Genomic DNA, 19,984 nt, shown 5'->3' with positions numbered 1-19,984 from the left:
CCTCCGGTGACGAGCCGATGCTCGTCGGTCTGGTTCAGCGCCTGCTCGGCGAGTCCGCGTGGGAGAGCGCATGAGCGAAACGGCCAGGACCAGCGTGGTGATAGCCACCCGGAACCGCCGGGACGAGTTGTTGCGCACCCTCGCGCGACTTCGCGAGCTGGCTCCTCGCCCTCCGGTGGTCGTGGTGGACAACGCTTCCGACGACGGCACACCGGCAGCCGTTCGAGCGCTCTTCCCCGAGGTGCAGCTCATCGCCAATGCGGTCAATCGAGGAGCTGCAGCGCGGAACGCGGGCGTGCGTGCGGCGCGGACGCCGTACGTGGCGTTCTGCGATGACGACTCCTGGTGGGAGCACGACTCGCTCGCTCAAGCGGAGAAGATCTTCGATGCCCATCCTTCGATCGGATTGGTCGCGGCTCGAACAACGGTGGGACGGGAGCGCAAACCTGATCCGGTGAACGCTTTGATGTCGAGTTCTCCCCTGTCTTCTGTGGAGGGTTTTCCTGGGCCCCGCATCATGGGGTTCACCGCTTGTGCCGCAGTGGTGCGCCGAGAAGCGTTCCAACAAGTCGGAGGGTTCAGCTCGGTGTTGTTCTTCGTCGCGGAGGAGAAGTTGCTGGCGCTCGACCTGGCAGCTGCTGGTTGGGATTTGGTGTACGCCGACGGCATCACCGCCCACCACCAGCCGTCGAACGGCCGATCGTCGGCGCACGACCGCCGCGTTGCTGAGCTGCGCAACAACCTGTTGATCGACTGGCTGCGCCGTCCTGCGCCCCGGGCTTTCCGGAGCACCGCCGAGCTGGTGAGGAAGAGCTGCTATGACGCATCGTGCCGCGAAGCCGTGCTGGGCGCGCTGGGCAAGTTCCCCACCGTGCTGCGGAATCGCCGGAGACTGCCGGCGAGCACCGAGCGCGAAGTGAGCTTCCTCGAACAGAACCACCAATGGTAGCTCCGCGCAGCACACCAGGAGCGCCGGGAACGCCAGCCCTGCGCTCGAGCACCAGCTGCCCGCTGGCCTGGCTGCTGACCGGCTTGTCCGCAGCTGCCCCGGGAGCGGACATGCTGTGCCTCACCTTCTTCGGCCACGACTGGGTGCACCCGGTGGCCACCGAGGAGCTGGCCGCCGTGGTGGATCGCGAGCAGCTGGGCACGGGCGAAGGACCGTGCCCGGAGTCGATCCGGTTACGTCGCACGGTGCGGGCCGAGCTGACCGAGATCCGCGTGTTCTGGCCTGCTTTCGCCCGGTTGTGCCGGGAAACGGGCATACGCGGTTTCGTCGTGGCACCGGTGCTGCGGGGCGGGTCGACGTTGGGCACGCTCAGCTGCTACAGCCGCAAGCCCCGGTCCCTGGGCAGCTCTGATGAACGCGCGGTCGGCTTCGTCGCTGCCACGATCTCGGCCATGCGTGGACTGGTGTCGCAGCGGGTATGACCCGTGGTGAGCCACCCAGCACGGCACCGCCGTGACGGCATCCGGGAGGGATGATGACCACTACCCGAGTCAGTCCGGTTCACGAGAACGAGCTGGCCAGCAGATCCACCACCCAATTGATCTCCGACCTCAGCGATCAGCTCACCCGGCTGATCCGGGCCGAGATGCGACTGGCCCAGCAGGAGGTCTCGCAGAAGGCCAAGCAGGCCGGTATGGGCGTCGCCATGTTCGGGATCGCTGCGGTGGCCGGACTGTTCGGTCTGGGCACGCTGATCGCAACAGCGGTGATCGCGCTCGACCTGGTGCTGCCAGCCTGGTTGTCCGCCCTGATCGTCGCGGTGCTCCTGCTGGCCGTGGCCGGTGCTGCAGCACTGCTGGGTCGTTCCCGCATGCAGCGCAGCTCACCGCTCATTCCACAGCAGACGGTGGGCGCAGCACGTGAAGACTGGAGCGACATCCGGGAGGCGATTCGGCGGTGAGCAGCACGAACGAACACGCCGGTACGCGGCGGACCAACAGCACCGAAACCGGTTTGCAAGCCGAGCGCGAACTGGTGCGGGAAGACGTCAACCAGATACTGCGGGAACTGGTGCAGCGGACCAATGTGGCCGACAGGTCCAAGCAGGTGGCTCAGCAGTACGCGCGCAGAACCCAGCAGCAGGCTTCCCAGGCGGCCAGCAAAGCTCGCAACGCTGGACTCACCGGGCCACGCGTTGCTGCGGTGGCCGGGGTGTTCGTGACCGCGGCGGTCGCCGCGTACGCGGTGACCAAGATCGTCCGCTCCGGGCGGTGGCCAGGGCGCCGGAGCCGGACTTGGATCATGACCACGGGGCGCGCTGTGCCACGCCACCGCAGGGGTGCGGGCCGAATGCTCAGCTCCGAGATGTCGTCCCGGCTGGGAGCGCACCGGTATCGGCCGTGAACCATTCGATGGTGCGGCGCAAGCCGTGCTCCATGCCCACCGCTGGACTCCAGCCCAGTTCCCGCTGCGCCAGGGAGATGTCCGGGCATCGCCGGTGCGGGTCGTCGGGGGCGGCTGGGACGTGCTTCAGCACCGAGCTCGAGGACGTCATCCTCCGGATCAGCTCGGCCAACCGGCGCACCGGGATCTCCTCGGGGTTCCCGATGTTGACCGGACCGGGGTGTTCACCACTGGCCACCGCCAGCAAGCCGCGCACCGTGTCCGTCACGTAGCACAGCGATCTGGTCTGCTCCCCATCTCCGGCGATGGTGATGGGGTCGCCTCGCAGCGCCTGGGTGATGAAGTTCGGCACCATCCGTCCGTCGTCCGCGCGCATGTGCGGGCCGTAGGTGTTGAAGACGCGCGCTATCCGGGTGGGCATGCCCTTGCTGTCCTGGTAAGCCGTGACCAGCGCTTCCGCGTACCGCTTGGCTTCGTCGTAGACCGCGCGCGGCCCCACCGGGTTGACGTTCCCCCAGTAGGTTTCGGTTTGCGGGTGGACCAGCGGATCTCCGTACACCTCGCTGGTGGACACCAGCAGGAAGCGAGCTCCGGCGCGGTCGGCCAGTTCCAGCGCGCGCTGCGTTCCGGTGCTGCCCGCTTGAAGCGTTTCCAGCGGTAGGCGGGAGTAGTGCTGCGGAGATGCTGGAGAGGCCATGTGGACCACGAGTTCCGCTGGTACTTCCGGCACCGGGTCGTGGGAGATGTCTCGCTCCCACCAGGTGAACTCGGGATTGTGCTGCAGTCTTCGGAGGTTCTGCTGACTCCCGGTGCAAAGGTTGTCTATGCACAGGACAGCACTGCCTCGGGCGAGCAGTGCTTCGCAGAGGTGCGATCCGAGGAACCCGGCTCCTCCGGTGACCACCACCCGGTTGAACTTCCGGTCCACTGCGTCCCCTTACTCCAGGAACTTCCGGTCCGCTTCGAGCTACCCGGTGCGGTAGCTGATCAAACGGTGCGCGTGGGGCGTGGCGAGCCCGGGTACCCGCGGAGCGGCTGACGGGAGGTGCGCGGTGGGAGATCGGGGATCGCGAACGACCGTGGTGGTGATGACGCACAACCGCCGTTCGGAAGTGCTGCGCACATTGGCGCACATGACTTCCTTGCCCGATGGCGCACCGACCATCGTGGTCGACAACGGTTCGCAGGACGGCACCCCGGAGCGGATCCGCGCGGAGTTCCCCGGGGTGGAGCTCATCGCGCTGGGGCGGAACGCGGGGGCGCAAGCCAGGAATCTGGCTGTGGAGCGCATCACCACGCCCTACGTGACGTTCTGCGACGACGACACGCGTTGGCAACCGGGCTCCATCACCCGGGCTGTCGATCTGCTCGACGCTCACCCGGGGATCGCAGCGGTGATGGGGTGCTGCCTGGTGGAACCGGAGTTGCGCGAGGATCCGCTCACCCCGGAGTTGCGCGCCTCACCGATACCCGCGCCCTCCTGGCTCCCCGGGCCAGCCCTGGCCAGTGTGATGGCCGCTTGCAGCACGTTCCGGGTTCAGGCGTTCCGGCAGGTCGGCGGGTTCTCCACCCGGATGTGGCTCGGCGGTGAGGAGGAGTTGCTCGCGCTCGACCTGCTCAGCCGGGGATGGTGGTTGTGCTGGCGGGACGACATCTTCATCCAGCACGCTCCTTCCCCGGTGCGGGACGCTCGTCGCCGCCGACAACTGGGCATCCGCAACACGCTGTGGACCACCTGGTTGCGCAGACCGCTCAGCAGCGCGTTGCGCCGGAGCGCCACTGTGCTGGCCGGAGCCCCGAAGGACCGCTGCACCGCGGCCGCCGTGACCGAGGCGTTGCGGGAGCTTCCTTCGATCGTCAAGGAACGGCACGTGGTTCCGGAGGAAGTGGAGCGCTGGCTGCGGCTCCTGGAGGAGCCGCAGCGCACTTCGTCCGCTCGCCGCTACGTGGGTTGAGGTTTGTCCGCTGATTCGGCGACCGGTTTGCGGGCAGCACGCCCGGTGAGCCGGCGGGCTGGTCGCGACCACGCGGGGCCGCGCGGCGGCCGAGCGTTCCGACCGGTTTCCCGCGCTGCGCTGGTGGCTCGTTTCTCCCGCACCGGCACCGAAACCGGCTTGGCCGTGTCCGCCGGCTGCAGCTGCACCGGGGCGAGCTGGGCCCACCTCTGGTCGGCCGGCATGGCCCGACGTTCCTTCAACTTGGCGAAGGCCAGCCATGCGGCAGCGGTGGCGAGCACGGTGGTGATTCCGGCGACCTCCAGCGCCCGGCCTGCCCCGGACACTTCCGACAGCCAGCCGAGGACCGGTCCGCCGACCGCCCCGGACGCGGCGGTCACCATCGCCTTGGCGGCCAGCACTCGACCGCGCATGTCCTCGTCCGTGTCCAGCTGGATGCGGGTGCTCGTCGCGGTGTCCAGCACCACCGCGCCCACCGCGATCGGGAACAGCGTGAGGGCGAACGACCACAGCGATGCCGTGGTGCCGCTGGCGATCTGCAGCAGGCTGGTGCCCAGGGCCATCACCAGCACCAGTCGCAGCGTCAGCTGCTTGAACGAGGCGGCCACGAATCCGCCGACGACGGTTCCGGCGGCGAACACCATGGACAGGGTGCTGTAGCCGACCGCTCCCGCGTTCAGCTGGCCTTCGCTCATGGCCGCCATCGTCACCTGGTAGTTGCGCCCCAGGGCGCTCAGCACGAAGCTGAGCAGGAACATCACGATCAGCGGGCGGTGGCTCAGGACGTACCGGGCGCCCGCGCGCACGCCCTCGCGCGCCGCGGAGCTCTTGGCCAGGGGGAAGATCCCGTCCGATTGCCGCACGCGCAGGATGGCCAGCAGCACGGCGCTGAAGCTGAGCGCGTTGATCAAGAACAAGACCGGCACCCCGGTGGCGGCCACGAGCGCACCGGCGATGCCCATGCCGAGGATCCGCCCACCTGAGCTGAGCACCGAGCCGATTCCCAGGGCGTTGCTGAGATCGTCTCGGGAGACCAGTTGAGCGCTGAAGCGGCCGAGGGCCGGTCCGTCGAAGACCGACACCACACCGCCGAGGAGGGCCAACGCGTAGAAGGTGGAAACGGGGGCGTCGAACCAGGCTCCGACGGCCAGGAACAGCGCGAGCACGCCGTGCAGACCCTGGGTCACCAGCAGCACGCGTCGGGCTGGCCACCGGTCGGCGATGGACCCCGCCCATCCGGACAGCACCACTCCGGGCAGGGTCTGGAACAGCAGGGAGAGACCGAGCAGTCCCGGGGACCCGGTCTTGGTCAGCACGAACCAGTTGAGTCCGAGGTTCTGCATCCACGTTCCGGTGACGGACACGAAGTCCGCCACAGCCCATCTGCGGTAGTTGGGGTGCCGGAGGGCTCGGAACATCTGTTTCGGGGAGACGTGCACGACGTCCTTTCGCCACTGTCGGTCAGGAGCACGCCGGGGAAGATCGGGGGTTCCCGGAGCGCTGTTCACGGCACTGCCCAACGGTGGCACGGTATTTCGACCTGAAAACACCCTTTGTGTTTGCGCTCTCAAGCCTGCTCACTCATGTAGGGGAAGAAGAAAAGCGCGACAACGAACAATTAATTACTCAATGTATGACTTCTTGGCCGCGGGGAATTGACTGACCGCATTCGGTGAAAGCGGAAATCAGGTTTTTCCGTTTCCGATCCGGGTACGAGTAGTGAGAGCACCCACTCCGACGGCAAGGAGAGCCGAATGCGCAAGGACAAGATCGACCGGCGCCCCGACGACAACGATGAGGAAACTCCTGCCCAGGGGACTTCCGGCCAAGACCGCCGGGAGAAGCTCGACGAAGACACCGAATCCGCCCTGGAAGACATCGACGCCGTGCTGGAGGAGAACGCCGAGTCCTTCGTGCGCTCCTACGTCCAGAAAGGCGGGCAGTGAGCCTCCTGGTGGTGGACCGCCTGGCCGCTGCCCGCACTCCCCTTCGCAGCAGGACCCGAGGTCGGTGAAGCCGCTGACGTGGTGGTGAGCGGCGCGAGCACGACGAGTCGGTCACAGCCGACCTGCTCGCTGACCGCGGACACGGGCTGGAAGCGGCGCGGAGCTCCGAGCAGCGCCCGAGAAACCTCCGGGACCGCTCGGGGCTTCCGCAACGACCTTTTTCAACGCCTCTCCCCAACCGCTGGCCGCCGCGTCGCACGTGCTGACCGAGTTCGACGTCAAGCGATCGGGTTCCCGCGCCGGTCGGTGGCGCCGGCGCACCGCTCACCGCCGGCCCGACGAGATCCCTTCCGGCGCGGAAGGACTCCGCGCTGCCCGCGTTGGACGCACCGCGAACCGTTGAGCCGCGGTGCCACGTCGAAGACGTCGGACTGGTGTTGGACGAGCGCGCGCCAGGGCTGCGCGGCCGCGTTCTGGACCGGCACGTGCTGGGGCCGGCGAAGGCGCGACGCGAATCCGGATCTGGTGGAAGGCTCGATCAGCGGGGCGGCTCAGCTCCGCACCGGCAACTCGTGCTCCGCCGGCTCCAGCGCTGGCCGAGACGGGCGCCCCTGTTGACGGGCTGGTCTCGACCAGCGCATCGGTCCGTCTCGCGACGCAGTGCTCGGTGGTCCGAGGGCAAGCGCGGCTCGAGCCGCCGCTCTGCGCAGTGGCCGTACCGGACGGGTCTACCGCACCGTCGCGCGGTGAGCACTGCGGAAGTCGCAGCAGTCGCTCAGGTCTGGCTCGGCTGCTGGACGACGTTCCCCTCCGCCGGGTCCAGTCCGAGCATCGCCAGCCACTCCTTCAACTCCGCCGGGCCGGCGGCGTGGGCTGCCAGGTATCGCACAGCGCGGGAGCGCTCTTCCGCGCTTCGCCCAGGAAGCCCGGTGGTGCGGTGTTCTCGCCGCGGATGTTCGTGGGTCATGCTCTTTCCTCCCGAGGTTCGCCACAGCGGCAATCCTTCGAGGCGCACAACCAGGTCAGAGCGTGGAGTCCATCCTCGCCCGGCTGTGAACCAGCTCGCCAAAGTAGCCCAGGGCCGCCGTCGGTGGCAGGCACAAAAGTCCCCATTCGCGGGCGGTCGCCAGCAGAACACCTTCCCGGGGTGTGCAGATGCCGTCCAGGATCAGCTCGTCCGCCACCACCAGTTCAGCCTCCGGCACGGGTTCGTCCAGGCACAGCAGTCCAAGTCCCTCGACCCAGGTCCTCACCCGGTCCAGGTCTTGTGAGTTGCCGATGAACACAACAGGCCCGCGCCGGACCGGTTTTTCACTGGTGACCATCTCACTCTCCTAGCGCTGCCGCAGCGACCGCTGCTGCGGCAAACCCTGTCCTTGCAGTGAATCGCCGGAACCGTGTTGCAGTGCCCACAGCTCCGGCCTGCCCTCATTTACCCGCCGCTGAACGAGGGCAAACGGTGCTCACCAGTTAGCGGCAGGTCATAGAGCAGCAGGAACGCCCGGTCGGTTCGCTCCACCACCGGTCCGCCGGAAAACCGCTCGCCCCACTGATCCACCGTTCCCCGGCGCGAGCACGACATGAACGGCGGGCAACCGGTTCTGAGCCATGTCAGCCTGGGAGCATGGTTCGCTTCGGGTACACACTGCTCACCGAGCAATCGGCGCCGCAGAACCTGGTGTCGCACGCCACTTCGGCAGAGCAGGCCGGATTCGATTTCGAAGTGATCAGCGACCACTTCTCGCCCTGGCTCACCGTGCAAGGCCATTCCCCGTACGCCTGGAGCGTGCTGGGGGCCGTCAGCCAGGTCACCGACCAAGTAGAACTAATGACCTTCGTCACCGCCCCGATAATCCGCTATCACCCGGCCGTTGTCGCGCAGAAAGCCGCCACGATGGGATTGCTTTCGGACAACAGGTTCATCCTCGGCCTGGGCGCGGGGGAAAACCTCAACGAACACATCGTGGGCAACGGTTGGCCTCCGGTGAACATCCGGCACGAAATGCTGACCGAAGCACTGGAGATCATCAGCCAGCTGTTCAACGGCGGCTACACCAACTACGCGGGAAAGCACTACCGGGTGGATTCGGCCAAGCTGTGGGACCTTCCGAGCCGGCGCGTGCCCATCGCCACCGCGGTTTCCGGCAACCAGTCCGTCCAGCGGTTCGCCGGACTGTCCGACGCGATGGTCGCGGTGGAACCGAATCCTGAGCTGGTCCGGCAGTGGGACGAAGCGTCCGGCGTCCATTCCCGGAAGTTCGGGCAGATCGCGGTGGCCTGGGGCAAGGACGAGCGAGCAGCAGCCGAACGGGCGCGGGAGCAGTTCCGCTGGTTCACCGGTGGCTGGAAGGTGAACGCCGAACTTCCCGGTCCTCCTTCCTTCGAAGCGGCCACTCAGTTCGTGCGCACCGAGGACGTGGCAGCGAACATCCCGTGCGGACCGGACGCGGACGCCATCGTGGCATCCGCCGAGCCGTTCTGGAAGGCCGGTTTCACCGACATAGCGCTGGTGCAGGTGGCCGTGGACGACGACCCGGAAGGTTTTTTCGACTTCGCCAACAAGGAGTTGCTGCCGGCACTGCGCGACGCCGCTTCCTGACGCTCCCCTCGCGCTCAGGGACGCCGCCACGCGTTGCTGCTCAGGTGCGATCCCGCCTGCGGACCCATGTTCAGCATTCCACCGTCCACCACCAATGACGCCCCGGTGATGTACTCGGCTTCCGAAGTGGCCAGAAAAGCCACCAGCGCAGCGACTTCGTCGGCGTGCCCGGGTCGGCCGAGCGGGATTCCCGGTCTGGGCTCCTGCCCCGGGCTCTGGTTGTCCTGCCCGGTCATCGGAGTGGCTATCTCACCGGGTGCCACCGAGTTCACGGTGATGCCGTGCTCGGCCAGCTCCAAGGCGAGCACCTTGGTGAGCATGCCCAGCCCAGCTTTGGCAGCGCAGTAAGGAGCAGCACCCACTCGTGGAGCGTGTTCGTGCACGCTCGTGATGTTGACGATGCGACCACCGCGGCCCGCTGCCAACATCCTCCGCACGGCTCGTTGAGCGCAGGCGAACGCCGCATCGAGGTCGGTGGCGACCACCGAGCGCCACGTGTCGAACTCCATTTCGGAGGCCAGCTGCCTGGTCCCAGTTCCGGCGTTGTTGACCAGCATGTCCACTCCACCCAGCTCATCAGCCAGGTGGTCGACCGCATCGGCCGCGTCCGGGAGGTCGCGCAGATCGTGCTGGCGACGGACGCACCGGCGCCCTTCGTCCACCACCGCGCTGACCGTGTTCCGGGCACCTTCTTCATCGGTGCGGTAAGTGATGCCGATGTCCACTCCGCTCTTGCCCAGCGCAACGGCGATCGCGCGCCCCATCCCCGAATCCGCTCCGGTGATGATGGCCGTGCGCACGGTGGGAGCGCTCGGCCTTCCAGCGACCTCCTCCGCCATCTCTTCCCCGTTCAGCCAGGGTGGGTTTCCCCGCCCACCGGAGCCAGCACTTCCCCGGTGTAGTAGCTGGACAGCCGATCAGCGGCGAAGAACACGTAGGAGGGAGCGATCTCGTCCGGGTGCGCCATGCGCTGCATGGGGACTTGACCACCGAACCCCTCCACCCGCTGTTCCGGGAGCGTCGAGGGGATCAGCGGGGTCCACACCGGTCCCGGAGCCACGCAGTTGACCCGGATGCCTCGGGAAGTCAGCGATTGGGCCAGCGACTGGGTCAGCACGTGAACCGCTCCTTTGCTGGCTGCGTAGTCCATCAAGGTCTTGTTGCCGCGCAAACCGTTGACCGAACCGGTGTTGATGATCGCTCCTCCGTCCGGCAGGTAGCGCAAAGCAGCGCGGCAGATCCAGAACATCGAGTAGACGTTGACCTTGAACGTGCGGTCGAACTGTTCGGTGCTGATATCGCGGAAGTCCTCTGTGGAAAACTGGGTGCCGGCGTGGTTCACCACGATGTCCAGGCCGCCCAAGCTCTCCGCAGCTTTTTCCACCAATTGGTTGCAGTAGTTCTCGTCGGCCAGGTCACCGCGGAACAAGTAGCAGGTGCGTCCCTGCTCGCGGACCAGCGCCGCGGTGTGGTCGGCGTCGTGGTCCTCGCTGGGGTCGAGGTAGGCGATCGCGACGTCGGCACCTTCCTTCGCGAAAGCGACCGAGACCGCGCGACCTATGCCGGAATCCCCGCCTGTGATGAGGGCCTTCTTGCCCGCCAAGTGGTTGGCCCCGGTGTAATCGCGCATCTCGTCCCGCGGTTGCGGTTCCATCGGTCGAGTGGTGCCCGGGTGCTCTTGCTGTTGCCCTGGTGCCTGGTCCGATGTCCCGGCCATTGCGGTGCACCTCCGGAGGTTCGACTTCGCTACCGCAGCAATGGGCTACCCGGGCCCGCGCAGGAGAAACAGGCCATGGTCACCACCAGCGCGTGCAGGTGTGCGCAACAGGTTGCCGGGGAACTCCGGGAAAACCCGTACTCCGGCGCTGGGAGGTAGACGTGAAAGCGCTGACCTGGCATGGGCCTCGTGATGTGCGCGTGGAGCAGGTCCCCGACCCGAAGCTGGAAGCGGACACCGATGCCATCGTTTCAGTGACCACCACGGCGATCTGCGGCTCCGACCTGCACTTGTACGAACTCTTGGGGCCGTTCCTGGAACCGGGGGACATCTTGGGCCACGAACCGATGGGCGTGGTGGAGGAGACGGGGTCAGCGGTGACGAACCTCAAACCCGGGGACCGGGTCGTGGTGCCGTTCAACATCGCCTGCGGGCACTGCTGGATGTGCCAGCGCGGTCTGCACGCCCAGTGCGAGACCACCCAGGTGCGGGAGCACGGAATGGGCGCATCGCTGTTCGGCTACACGAAGCTCTACGGCAGCGTTCCAGGTGGGCAAGCCGAGCTGCTCCGCGTTCCGCAAGCCCAGTTCGGGCCGATCAAGGTTCCCGAGGGCCCGCCGGACGAGCAGTTCCTCTACCTCTCCGACGTGTTGCCCACGTCGTGGCAGGCGGTGGAGTACGCGGACATCCCCGAAGGCGGATCGGTCGCCGTGTTCGGCCTCGGCCCCATCGGCCAGATGTGCTCCCGCATCGCCAAGCACCGCGGCGCTCGGGTGATCGGCATCGACCTGGTGGCGGACCGGTTGAACATGGCGTCCCGGCACGGCATCGAAGTCGTCAACGCGCAGCAGCACCAAGACGTTCCGGAAGTGGTGCGGGATCTGACCGACGGGCGCGGCCCCGACTCGGTCATCGATGCGGTCGGCATGGAGGCGCACGGTTCTCCCGGAGCTCAGCTGGCGCAGAAAATGGTCACCCTGCTGCCGGACGCGATCGCCGAACCGCTGATGTCCAAAGCTGGTCTGGATCGCTTGTCGGTGTTCTACCAGTGCGTCGACACCGTCCGGCGCGGTGGGACCATTTCCTTGAGCGGTGTCTACGCCGGCGCGGTCGACCCGCTTCCGATGTTGCGGATGTTCGACAAGGGAGTTCGGTTGGCCATGGGGCAGGCCCACGTGCGCCGCTGGATCGAGCCCTTGATGCCGCTGGTGCTGGACGAGTCCGATCCGCTCGGGGTGCGCGACCTGGCCACCCACCGCCTGCCGTTGGAGGAGGCACCGCACGGGTACGACATCTTCCAGCGCAAAGCGGACGGTTCGATCAAGGTGCTGCTCGAGACCGGTCGCTGAGCGCGATCGGCCAGCGCTCCGCGCCGGCTGCCGCGACGCCTGGCTCCCGAGTTCGGCGTACGAACTCCGCTTCCACTGCGCGAAAGACCGCCCGCAGGCTTCGGGCTCGCGGGCGATCCCGGGGCGCTTCGCCCGCACGCCGGTCGCCTCCGGGTCACGTGGCCTGCTCCAGGGCCAAGGACCTGGATTTCCAACGCTGCTCACCGGGAATCCCCACTGCATGGGAATGGCCGCCGAAACCACAGCGTTGGAGTCCCGGAGACCGGAACGCGGGGGTGCGGCGCCAGGAGGACGTCTGGACGTGCACCCCCCACCTGACTAGCGCACGCTGCTCCACCGGCGAGCCAAGACCGAAGGAGGTTCGCATGCAGCAGGCCATCAGCACAGCTGGCACGGAGATCGAGCGGCAACAGCTGGAAGAAGCCGATCTGGTCGGTCACTACCTGCGCCGGATCGGGCGGACAGCGCTGTTGAACGCGCACGACGAGGTGGAGCTGGCCAAGAGCATCGAGGCCGGGCTGTACGCCGCTGAACTGCTGCGCCAGCACGAGGCCGGGCAGCGCCCCCTATCGGCCGAGCACCGGGAGGAGCTGGCCGAGCTCGTCAGAGAGGGTCGCCGCGCCAAGGAAACCATGATCAACGCGAACCTGCGCCTGGTGGTTTCGGTCGCCAAGAAGTACCTGCGGCGGGGTCTGCCGCTGGCCGACCTCATCCAGGAGGGCAATCTCGGCCTGATCAGGGCCGTGGAGAAATTCGACTACCGGCGCGGCTACAAGTTCTCCACCTATGCCATGTGGTGGATCCGCCAGGCGATCACCCGGGGCATCGCCGACCAGACCCGCACCGTGCGGCTTCCGGTGCACATGGTTGAACAGCTCAACAAAGTTGAGCGGCTGGAGCGGGACTTGGAGATGAAGCTCAACCGGGAACCGACGGTCGAGGAGACCGCCGAAGCCGCAGGTATCCCCGCCAGCCGGGTGGAGGAACTGCACCAGGCGGCTCGAGACGCGGCCAGCCTCGACCTGCCCGTGGGCGAGGACGGCGACACCAGCATCGGTTCGCTGATCGAAGACACCGACGCCACCACGGCGATGGAGCTGGTCGAACAGCGGGCCTTCAGCGCAGAACTGCGCAGGCTGCTGCGCCACCTGCCGGAGCGGGAGAGCAACATCCTCGCCCTGCGCTACGGCCTGCTGGACGGCAACCAGCACACCTTGCAGGAAGTGGCCGATCAGCTGGGGATCACCCGGGAGCGGGTGCGGCAACTGGAGAAGAAGGCGTTGGCTCAACTGCGCAGCCCGGAGCTGCGCGAGCCGCTGACCGCGTGGGCGAGCTGACGCATCACTCGAACAGTGCCGGGTCGCCCGCTCCCCGGCGCACGATCTCGGGTTCCCCACCGGAGAAGTCGATGACCGTCGTCGGCTCGGTCCCGCAATCACCGGAGTCGATCACCGCGTCCACTCGTCCGGCCAAGCGCTCGTTGACCTCCCAGCCCTCGGTCATCGGGTCCTCTTCACCGGGAAGCAGCAGGGTGCTGGACAGCAGCGGCTCGCCCAGCTCGGCCAGCAAGTCCTGGGCGAAGCGGTGCTCGGGAATCCTGATCCCCACGGTCTTCTTCTTCGGATGGAGCAGTCTGCGGGGGACTTCTTTGGTGGCGGGCAGGATGAACGTGTAGCTGCCCGGGGTGGCGTTCTTGATCGCGCGGAACACCGCGTTGCTGACGTGGACGAACTGTCCGAGCTGGGCGAAGTCCCGGCACAACAGGGTGAAGTGGTGCCGTTCATCCAGGTTGCGGATGGTCCGGATGCGGTCCATCCCGCTCTTGTTGCCGAGCTGGCACCCCAGTGCGTACCCCGAATCGGTCGGGTACGCGATCAGGCCATCAGCGCGTACGATCTCGGCTGTTCTGCGCACCAGGCGAGGCTGCGGGTTCTTGGGGTGAACGTCGAAGTAGGCCGTCATGCCAGTGGAGCTTACGGCCTTCCCCCAGCGGTTCTCCGCGAAAACCCCTGCCCGGACTAGTCGATCGGCAGCCACCTGCTGTACTGGTGCGCGCTGTGCTGCACGGCGGCCAGCACCCGCTGCACCTGCAGTCCCGAGGAGAAGTCCGGGTTCGGTTCCGCTTCCCCGCAGACCGCGAGGACGAAGTCGCGCACCTGGTGCACGAAGGTGTGCTCGTAGCCGAGCACGTGGCCGGGCGGATACCAGGCCTGGAGGTACGGGTGCTGCGGTTCGGTGACGAGGATGCGTCGGAAACCAGCAGTGCCGGTGTCCTCGGCAGCGTCGTAGAACTGCAGCTCGTTCATGGATTCGAAGTCGAACCCGAGGCTGCCTCGGCTGCCGTTCACCTCGACGCGCAGCCCGTTCTTCCGCCCGGTGGCGTACCGGGTGGCTTCGAATACGCCGACGGCACCGGTGTCGAACCGAGCGGTGAAGGCGGCCATGTCGTCCACCGTCACCTGCCCGGTGGCGCCGGGGTCGTCCGGCAGCGGACGTTCGGAGACGAACGTGTGCAGCATCCCGGACACTTCGGTGATCTGGGCACCCAGCAGGTATTGGGTCAAGTCGACCAGGTGGGCTCCAAGATCGCCGATGGCTCCCGAACCGGCGCGCGAAGCCTGCAGTCGCCAGGTGAGCGGAGCATCGGCTGGCGCCAGCCAATCCTGCAGGTAGGCGGCGCGCACCTGCCGAACGGTTCCCAGGCGCCCTTGTGCCAGCAGCGATCGGGCCAGGGCGAGAGCCGGTGTCCTCCGGTAGTTGAAGCCGATCATGGATTGGATCCCGTGCTGCCGGGCCTGCTGCGCCGCCTCGGCCATCCGTTCGGCTTCGGCCACCGAATTCGCCATCGGCTTCTCGCACAGCACGTGCTTGCCCGCCCGCAGCGCTTCGATAGCGATCTCGGCGTGGGTGTCCCCCGGGGTGCAAATGTCGACCACCTGGATGTCTTCCCTGGTCAGGACTTCCCTCCAGTCATCAGTGGTCTCGCGCCAGCCGAGCTTGCGGTTGGCGCGCTGCACCGACTCCCGGTTGCGCCCGCACAGCAGTAGCAGGTCCGGCTCGACCGGGAGGTCGAAGACGCGTGCTGCGGTGCGCCACGCCTGGGAGTGGACTTGCCCCATGAACGCATGTCCGATCAGCGCAACTCCCAGTTTGCGCACCGCGTCCTCCGTCCACCGCAGTGTTCAGCAACCCGCCGCAGGCGATGAGATCGAAGCCAGCATCTCATGCCAGTGGATGTTCGGGCCATCGGCGTGCTCGGGAACCGCTGCCCCAGCGCTGCCGAGCACGTCCGGGTGGTGCGCTACCGCTCCTGCCTGCTGGTGGTCCGGTTGCCGAGCAATCCCCCGAGCAGGATCATCCCGGCGCCCAGTCCCAGGTGCAGCCAGTTGTCGGCCGTGTTCACCGGAATGAAGTTCACCGGGCTGTCCTGGTTGATCAGCAGTCCGTAGATCCACAGTGCCAAGTAGATGATGCCGCCGCCGATCAAGTAGGTGCGCGCCAACGAGACGGTGGTGGACATCGCCACCCCGATCACCCCGAAAGCCAGGTGAACGATGTTGTGCAGCGCGGACACGTTGAACACGCCGAACAGCATCGCCCCGGAGTGGTGACCGGCGAAGGTCATCGTCTCGTAGCCGGTGGTGATCCCCGGGATGAACCCCAGCACTCCTACCAAGAGGAACACGGCCGATACCGCCAAGGTGGCCAAGCGGACCGTGCTGCGCTGCCAGCCAGGCACCCCTGAGGCACTACCCGAAACGCTCGCCATATCTTTTCATCCTTTCTGGCCTAGCGGATCGGGACCGTCCAGCCCCGCTACCAGCTGAGTGCCCAAGGGCTTCACTCGCAAACTTCTGCACCGAATCCCAGGCCGGTCCTGGTGCACTGGTGGGAGGCCCGCTGCGTGGGCGGGGTGTCCTTCCGCTCCGGAAGCACCACGATGCTGCCCGGGGCGATACCGGCGATGATCTCGGTGTAGGCGTCCCCCCGCACTCCGGTGTCCACCCGGACCTGGCGCCGTTCGCCGTCCTGGAGGACGGTCAAACTGCTGTTCGCGCCGCTGCCGTGGAGTGCTTCGTTGGGCACTCTCAGCACGTCGTCGACCTTCGCGACGAGCACCTCGATGTCGACGCTCTGCCCAGGTTTCAGCTTTTCCGGGAGGTGCTCCGGCTGCAGCTCCACTTCGTAGTAGCGACTTCCTCCGGAAACGGTCACCGTCGGAGCTATGCCGGTGACCCGGGCTGGCACCGGCTCCATGTCGGGGAGCGCGTCGAAAGTGATCTCCGCGCTCTGGTCGAGTTCGATCTTGGCGATGTCCGCCTCGGAGAACATCCCCACCACGTGCATCGAGGAGAGGTCGGCTATCTCCAGGAAGCCGCTGGCCTGGTCGTGCACGCTGCAGTCGGTCACCCCTTGCGCGCGCGGCTGCTGCAACTGCACGCGATCACCGATGTTGTAGTGCACCGCGGTGACGGTGCCGGATATCGGCGCGATCAGCTCGGTGCTCGCCAGCTCCTGCCGAGCGGCGCTGACCGCGGTGTTCTTCTGCGCGAGGAGGGCCTCCTGCTGCTGCAGCTCAGCGGTCGCCGACAGCACGTCCTCGTCCCTCTCCTCGGCCTCGGCCAGCCGTTGCCGGGCGACTTCCAGTGCGGCTTTGGCCGCCTCGTACTCGGCCTGCGCCACGGCCAGTTTGCTCTCCGCTTCCCGCGAGTCCAGTTCAGCCAGCTTCTGCCCCTCTTCAACGGTGTCCCCGACCTTCACGTGGATCTCCGTGACCGTCCCTTCCGAACTGAAGTCAGGGGCCGCGTACCGTGCGCATTGCAACCTTCCCGAGGCGGAGGCGCTCAGCGTGACGGTGCCGAAACCGACTTTGAACAGCCTGTCCGGCGGTGGTGCCAGGAGGGTCACCAGGATCACTGCGCTCGCAGCCGCGAGCACGGCTGCGATCACCACAGCGCTGATGATCCGTCCTCTGCGCCCGAACCGAGCCATGCGATTCCCCTGTGGACGGTAGTCAACGAGACAGCAAGCGGCTGCTGCATCCGGCAGGCTACCTGCCCCGGGCGATCACGCAACTGAAGAAACCGCTGGCCGGTGGGGCACCACGGCAACGCCACCCCGCCAAAGCGCCCACCAGCAGCCAGAACTCAACAGCTGCCCACGCCCTGCCCCTCCCCGGCTGATCCTCCGATGCGGTGATCAGGTGACTGCCGGTCGCACGAGCGCGCAACGCGCCTCACCGGTCTGTACTGGACAACTGCGACGAGCTTCTTCCCGCTCAGCGGAAAGACTGATTTCCACAAGGCTGGCCGGGCAGCGCAAGGTGCATGTCCAGTTGTACCGGGCGCACGGGAGCCCCGTCGCGGTCAGCGGTGCGAGCGGAAAGGAACCTCTATGCAGACCCAGGTCGGTATCGTGGGGGCGGGCCCCGCCGGTCTCATGCTGTCCCACCTGCTACACCTGAACGGCATCGACTCGGTCGTCATCGACACCCGCACCCGCGAAGACATCGAAGGCACCATCCGGGCCGGGGTGTTGGAGCAGAGCACAGTCGATCTCATGACCGAAACCGGGGTCGGTGAGCGCGTCAAGCGGATCGGCCAGGTGCACGAAGGAATCGAAATCCGCTACAACGGACGCGGCCATCGCATCGACTTCACCGAGCTGACCGGCCGAGCCGTCACCCTCTACCCGCAACACGAAGTGCTCAAAGACCTCATCGCCCGCAGAGTGGAAGACGGCGGTGACCTGCGCTTCGGAGTCACCGATGTGCGAGTCGAGGGCCTGACCACGGACAAGCCGGTGATCAGCTTCTCCCACGAGGGACGCACCGAGACCCTGGAATGCGCTTTCGTCGCCGGCTGCGACGGGTCGCGCAGCACCACCCGGACGTTGATCCCGGCCGGCGAGGTCCGTCAGGACCTGTTCCGGCAGTACCCGTTCGCTTGGTTCGGCATCCTCGTCGAGGCACCCCCGTCCTCGGACGAGCTGATCTACGCCAACCACGAGAACGGGTTCGCGCTGATCAGCACCCGCACTCCCACGGTTCAACGGCTCTATTTGCAGGTCGATCCCGACGACGAAGTCGACGACTGGCCGGACGACCGGATCTGGGAAGAGCTGCACACCCGGGTTTCCGGCGAAGACGTGACGATCGAGGAAGGCCGGATCTTCTCCAAGTCGGTGCTGCCGTTCCGCAGCTACGTGTGCGAACCCATGCAGCACGGGAGGCTGTTCCTCGCCGGGGACGCCGCGCACACCGTTCCCCCGACCGGGGCCAAGGGGATGAATCTGGCCATCGCCGACGTCTACGTGCTGGCCAAGGCCTTCGCCCGTTGCTTCGAGCGCGGCGACACCCAGCTGCTGGACTCCTACACCGACACCGCGCTGCGCCGGGTCTGGCGGGCGCAGCACTTCTCCTGGTGGATGACGTCGATGCTGCACCGGATGCCGGAGAGCAGCGGTTTCGACCGGAAGCGCCAGTTGGCCGAGCTCGACGTCATCACGAGTTCAGCGGCCGGACGTCGACTGCTCGCGGAGAACTACGTCGGCCTTCCGCTGGAGCTCTGAGCCCCCTGCGGGGCGCCAGACCTGGCTGGCGCCCCGCAGCCACGCGCTCAAACGGCGACCACGAAGTCGCGCAATTCGTAGCCGCTGATCGCCTCGTTGAACGACACGCGCGGCGGCTTCTTCATCCGAACCCCGGGGATCGCGAAGAGCTTGCTGAGGAACACGTCCGTTTCGGCGATCGCAATGTGCGCTCCCGGGCACTTGTGCGGCCCGTCCCCGAACGACAGCACCGGAGGGGTCGCCCCCTTGGCGAGGGAACGCCCGGGGCACACCAACAGCGGGTCCTGCCCGACCGCGGTTTCGTCGGTGTTGGTCGCGCTGACCACGATGTCCACTTCCTCCCCGGCGGGGATCTTCACCTCCTGATCACCGTCCGGGATCTCGACCGGGGCCGTGGTCCGCCGCCGCAGATTGCCCACGACCGGTTCCAGCCGGAGGATCTCCTGCAGGACGGCATGCCGCTCCGGTTCTTCTGCTTCCCGGTAGCGCGCCTGCAGTTCCTCGTCGGTGAACAGGTGCCATGCGGCCGCAACGACGAATTCCCTGGTGGTCACCATGCCTGCGGCGGCGAACGTGATGCACTCGCCCAGGATCTCCGCTGCCGTGCACCCCTCGTCCAGCAGGTGCGAGATCACGTCGTCACGCCGCTGCCGACGACGGGCGCGGATCGCCGGTCGGACGTCGGACAAGTAAATGCCGAGCCAATTGGTGACCTGCCGGTACACCCAGTACAACCCGTGGAGGCTGGTGAAGCCGGGCCGGCCGAACTCATCCGGGAAGAACCGCTCGAGGCGCTGCCGCAGGCCGGGCCTGCTCTCCGTCAACCCGATGACCGCCGAGGCGACCTCGATGGCCAAGTGGAAGCTCAGCTCGGACAGCTCGGCTTCCCCCGCCTTGCGGAGCTTTTCGATCTGCTCGTCGGCCACGCGGTGCATGATCGGCAGGTAGTGCTCGGCGACCCGCTTCGGGGTGAAGAAGCGCGCCGTCTGCCGTCGGTCCTCCCGGTGCTCGGGACCGTCTCGGTAGAGCACAGGACGGCGGATGCTCGCCGGCATCTTGTCGACCGTTTCCACCCCCAAACCCGCCTGGACGGTGTCCTGACTGCGCAAGACCGCGCGCGCGGCGGCGAAGCTGCGGATTTCCCACACGCCGTCCGCCCGTCGGTGCACAGGGCAGCCGGAACCGGTGTCCGATCGCTCGATCTTGCGTGCGTTCTTCTGGTCCGTCGCCACTAGGGGTGTCCTTTCCACCTCGGTACGACGCTGCGCGCTCGTGATCAACCAGTTAACCTTCTAGCAGTTGAGCGGAACGCGGCCCAGACGGTGGGGAAACTTCGTAGTGAAAAGTTGATCAAGTTCGCTGGCGGGCCGAACGGTTCCCCGCGGTCGTGTCGAGCTGCCCGGCGCATCGCAGCGCGGGCGGTTCCAGGCAGACATATCGGACGCAACTGCCGTCTTCGCAACAATCCCGCCCTCACGACGCGGTCGTGAGGACA

Annotated in this window: 21 protein-coding genes; 10 read left to right on the top strand and 11 right to left on the bottom strand. The window is 67.0% G+C overall.

Annotation, left to right across the window (positions count from 1 at the left end; all coding sequences use genetic code 11):
- Nucleotides 1-70: 70 nt before the first annotated feature.
- From SREC43747_RS0111090 to SREC43747_RS0111075, 4 genes are read left to right on the top strand one after another with little or no spacing between them, the layout of a single operon-like run.
- On the top strand, nucleotides 71-949 hold the full coding sequence (locus tag SREC43747_RS0111090) for a glycosyltransferase family 2 protein (RefSeq protein WP_029721317.1): 879 nt from the start codon (nucleotides 71-73) through the stop codon (nucleotides 947-949).
- Nucleotides 943-1,431, top strand: coding sequence for a GAF domain-containing protein (locus SREC43747_RS0111085; RefSeq protein ID WP_081722532.1), 489 nt, complete (start codon nucleotides 943-945; stop codon nucleotides 1,429-1,431). Before SREC43747_RS0111090 ends, SREC43747_RS0111085 begins: the two co-directional genes overlap by 7 nt.
- A 53-nt stretch (nucleotides 1,432-1,484) precedes the next feature.
- Nucleotides 1,485-1,910: a phage holin family protein gene (locus tag SREC43747_RS0111080; RefSeq protein WP_029721315.1), complete on the top strand. Its 426-nt coding sequence runs from the start codon at nucleotides 1,485-1,487 to the stop codon at nucleotides 1,908-1,910.
- On the top strand, nucleotides 1,907-2,353 hold the full coding sequence (locus tag SREC43747_RS0111075; protein ID WP_029721314.1) for a hypothetical protein: 447 nt from the start codon (nucleotides 1,907-1,909) through the stop codon (nucleotides 2,351-2,353). Before SREC43747_RS0111080 ends, SREC43747_RS0111075 begins: the two co-directional genes overlap by 4 nt.
- Here SREC43747_RS0111075 and SREC43747_RS0111070 read toward each other — a convergent pair.
- Complete coding sequence (locus SREC43747_RS0111070; protein ID WP_037331789.1) at nucleotides 2,304-3,281, bottom strand: NAD-dependent epimerase/dehydratase family protein; 978 nt, start codon at nucleotides 3,279-3,281, stop codon at nucleotides 2,304-2,306. The two genes, SREC43747_RS0111075 and SREC43747_RS0111070, sit on opposite strands and share 50 nt — an antisense overlap.
- Before the next feature lie 124 nt (nucleotides 3,282-3,405).
- Here SREC43747_RS0111070 and SREC43747_RS0111065 point away from each other — a divergent pair, with 124 nt between their 5' ends.
- Complete coding sequence (locus SREC43747_RS0111065) at nucleotides 3,406-4,308, top strand: glycosyltransferase family 2 protein (protein WP_160173003.1); 903 nt, start codon at nucleotides 3,406-3,408, stop codon at nucleotides 4,306-4,308.
- Here the strand turns inward: SREC43747_RS0111065 and SREC43747_RS0111060 are convergent.
- Nucleotides 4,296-5,726, bottom strand: coding sequence for an MFS transporter (locus SREC43747_RS0111060; RefSeq protein ID WP_037331795.1), 1,431 nt, complete (start codon nucleotides 5,724-5,726; stop codon nucleotides 4,296-4,298). The genes SREC43747_RS0111065 and SREC43747_RS0111060 overlap by 13 nt on opposite strands.
- A 336-nt stretch (nucleotides 5,727-6,062) precedes the next feature.
- On the opposite strand from SREC43747_RS0111060, the gene SREC43747_RS0111055 reads away from it, so the two are divergent.
- Complete coding sequence (locus SREC43747_RS0111055) at nucleotides 6,063-6,254, top strand: ubiquitin-like protein Pup (protein WP_029721310.1); 192 nt, start codon at nucleotides 6,063-6,065, stop codon at nucleotides 6,252-6,254.
- A 775-nt stretch (nucleotides 6,255-7,029) separates the two neighbouring features.
- On the opposite strand, the gene SREC43747_RS21045 is transcribed toward SREC43747_RS0111055, so the two are convergent.
- Nucleotides 7,030-7,221 (bottom strand): hypothetical protein, encoded by a 192-nt coding sequence (locus SREC43747_RS21045; RefSeq protein WP_152528389.1) that lies wholly within the window; start codon nucleotides 7,219-7,221, stop codon nucleotides 7,030-7,032.
- 55 nt (nucleotides 7,222-7,276) lie between these two features.
- Complete coding sequence (locus SREC43747_RS0111045; RefSeq protein ID WP_051387951.1) at nucleotides 7,277-7,579, bottom strand: hypothetical protein; 303 nt, start codon at nucleotides 7,577-7,579, stop codon at nucleotides 7,277-7,279.
- Between the two features lie 299 nt (nucleotides 7,580-7,878).
- Between SREC43747_RS0111045 and SREC43747_RS0111040 the strand changes: the two genes are divergently transcribed.
- Nucleotides 7,879-8,853: a TIGR03557 family F420-dependent LLM class oxidoreductase gene (locus SREC43747_RS0111040; RefSeq protein WP_029721308.1), complete on the top strand. Its 975-nt coding sequence runs from the start codon at nucleotides 7,879-7,881 to the stop codon at nucleotides 8,851-8,853.
- 14 nt (nucleotides 8,854-8,867) lie between these two features.
- On the opposite strand, the gene SREC43747_RS0111035 is transcribed toward SREC43747_RS0111040, so the two are convergent.
- Entirely contained in the window at nucleotides 8,868-9,692 is an 825-nt protein-coding gene (locus SREC43747_RS0111035; protein WP_051387950.1) for an SDR family oxidoreductase, read from the bottom strand.
- An 11-nt stretch (nucleotides 9,693-9,703) separates the two neighbouring features.
- On the bottom strand, nucleotides 9,704-10,507 hold the full coding sequence (locus tag SREC43747_RS0111030; RefSeq protein WP_236623140.1) for an SDR family oxidoreductase: 804 nt from the start codon (nucleotides 10,505-10,507) through the stop codon (nucleotides 9,704-9,706).
- A 224-nt stretch (nucleotides 10,508-10,731) separates the two neighbouring features.
- Here SREC43747_RS0111030 and SREC43747_RS0111025 point away from each other — a divergent pair, with 224 nt between their 5' ends.
- Nucleotides 10,732-11,919 (top strand): zinc-dependent alcohol dehydrogenase, encoded by a 1,188-nt coding sequence (locus SREC43747_RS0111025; RefSeq protein ID WP_029721305.1) that lies wholly within the window; start codon nucleotides 10,732-10,734, stop codon nucleotides 11,917-11,919.
- A 365-nt stretch (nucleotides 11,920-12,284) separates the two neighbouring features.
- A complete protein-coding gene (locus tag SREC43747_RS0111020) occupies nucleotides 12,285-13,256 on the top strand; it encodes a sigma-70 family RNA polymerase sigma factor (protein WP_029721304.1) in 972 nt (323 codons plus the stop codon).
- 4 nt (nucleotides 13,257-13,260) lie between these two features.
- Here the strand turns inward: SREC43747_RS0111020 and SREC43747_RS0111015 are convergent, their stop codons facing one another.
- The 4 genes from SREC43747_RS0111015 to SREC43747_RS0111000 all read right to left on the bottom strand — a co-directional run bounded on the left by SREC43747_RS0111015 (nucleotide 13,261) and on the right by SREC43747_RS0111000 (nucleotide 16,911).
- Nucleotides 13,261-13,881 (bottom strand): L-threonylcarbamoyladenylate synthase, encoded by a 621-nt coding sequence (locus SREC43747_RS0111015; RefSeq protein WP_029721303.1) that lies wholly within the window; start codon nucleotides 13,879-13,881, stop codon nucleotides 13,261-13,263.
- Between the two features lie 56 nt (nucleotides 13,882-13,937).
- Nucleotides 13,938-15,077: a Gfo/Idh/MocA family protein gene (locus SREC43747_RS0111010; RefSeq protein ID WP_029721302.1), complete on the bottom strand. Its 1,140-nt coding sequence runs from the start codon at nucleotides 15,075-15,077 to the stop codon at nucleotides 13,938-13,940.
- Between the two features lie 143 nt (nucleotides 15,078-15,220).
- A complete protein-coding gene (locus SREC43747_RS0111005) occupies nucleotides 15,221-15,658 on the bottom strand; it encodes a DUF4383 domain-containing protein (RefSeq protein WP_051387949.1) in 438 nt (145 codons plus the stop codon).
- 101 nt (nucleotides 15,659-15,759) lie between these two features.
- Nucleotides 15,760-16,911: an efflux RND transporter periplasmic adaptor subunit gene (locus tag SREC43747_RS0111000; protein WP_037331787.1), complete on the bottom strand. Its 1,152-nt coding sequence runs from the start codon at nucleotides 16,909-16,911 to the stop codon at nucleotides 15,760-15,762.
- Nucleotides 16,912-17,313: 402 nt separating this feature from the next.
- Here SREC43747_RS0111000 and SREC43747_RS0110995 point away from each other — a divergent pair, with 402 nt between their 5' ends.
- On the top strand, nucleotides 17,314-18,489 hold the full coding sequence (locus SREC43747_RS0110995) for a 4-hydroxybenzoate 3-monooxygenase (RefSeq protein WP_029721299.1): 1,176 nt from the start codon (nucleotides 17,314-17,316) through the stop codon (nucleotides 18,487-18,489).
- A gap of 47 nt (nucleotides 18,490-18,536) precedes the next feature.
- Here SREC43747_RS0110995 and SREC43747_RS0110990 read toward each other — a convergent pair whose 3' ends face one another.
- Entirely contained in the window at nucleotides 18,537-19,721 is a 1,185-nt protein-coding gene (locus SREC43747_RS0110990) for a cytochrome P450 (RefSeq protein WP_029721298.1), read from the bottom strand.
- Nucleotides 19,722-19,984: the final 263 nt, after the last annotated feature.

The organism is Saccharopolyspora rectivirgula DSM 43747 (assembly GCF_000497205.1).
Taxonomy (GTDB): domain Bacteria; phylum Actinomycetota; class Actinomycetes; order Mycobacteriales; family Pseudonocardiaceae; genus Saccharopolyspora; species Saccharopolyspora rectivirgula.
The sequence above is the reverse complement of the archived record's forward strand: the minus strand, read 5'-3'. Positions and strand labels throughout refer to the sequence as shown.

Bases quoted from the DNA above. Each gene is read 5' to 3' on its own strand.
- SREC43747_RS0111090 (WP_029721317.1), top strand. From the start codon at position 71: ATGAGCGAAACGGCCAGGACCAGCGTGGTGATAGCCACCCGGAACCGC.
- SREC43747_RS0111085 (WP_081722532.1), top strand. From the start codon at position 943: ATGGTAGCTCCGCGCAGCACACCAGGAGCGCCGGGAACGCCAGCCCTG.
- SREC43747_RS0111080 (WP_029721315.1), top strand. From the start codon at position 1,485: ATGACCACTACCCGAGTCAGTCCGGTTCACGAGAACGAGCTGGCCAGC.
- SREC43747_RS0111060 (WP_037331795.1), bottom strand. From the start codon at position 5,726: ATGTTCCGAGCCCTCCGGCACCCCAACTACCGCAGATGGGCTGTGGCG.
- SREC43747_RS0111055 (WP_029721310.1), top strand. From the start codon at position 6,063: ATGCGCAAGGACAAGATCGACCGGCGCCCCGACGACAACGATGAGGAA.
- SREC43747_RS21045 (WP_152528389.1), bottom strand. From the start codon at position 7,221: ATGACCCACGAACATCCGCGGCGAGAACACCGCACCACCGGGCTTCCT.
- SREC43747_RS0111045 (WP_051387951.1), bottom strand. From the start codon at position 7,579: ATGGTCACCAGTGAAAAACCGGTCCGGCGCGGGCCTGTTGTGTTCATC.
- SREC43747_RS0111040 (WP_029721308.1), top strand. From the start codon at position 7,879: ATGGTTCGCTTCGGGTACACACTGCTCACCGAGCAATCGGCGCCGCAG.
- SREC43747_RS0111035 (WP_051387950.1), bottom strand. From the start codon at position 9,692: ATGGCGGAGGAGGTCGCTGGAAGGCCGAGCGCTCCCACCGTGCGCACG.
- SREC43747_RS0111030 (WP_236623140.1), bottom strand. From the start codon at position 10,507: ATGGAACCGCAACCGCGGGACGAGATGCGCGATTACACCGGGGCCAAC.
- SREC43747_RS0111020 (WP_029721304.1), top strand. From the start codon at position 12,285: ATGCAGCAGGCCATCAGCACAGCTGGCACGGAGATCGAGCGGCAACAG.
- SREC43747_RS0111015 (WP_029721303.1), bottom strand. From the start codon at position 13,881: ATGACGGCCTACTTCGACGTTCACCCCAAGAACCCGCAGCCTCGCCTG.
- SREC43747_RS0111000 (WP_037331787.1), bottom strand. From the start codon at position 16,911: ATGGCTCGGTTCGGGCGCAGAGGACGGATCATCAGCGCTGTGGTGATC.
- SREC43747_RS0110995 (WP_029721299.1), top strand. From the start codon at position 17,314: ATGCAGACCCAGGTCGGTATCGTGGGGGCGGGCCCCGCCGGTCTCATG.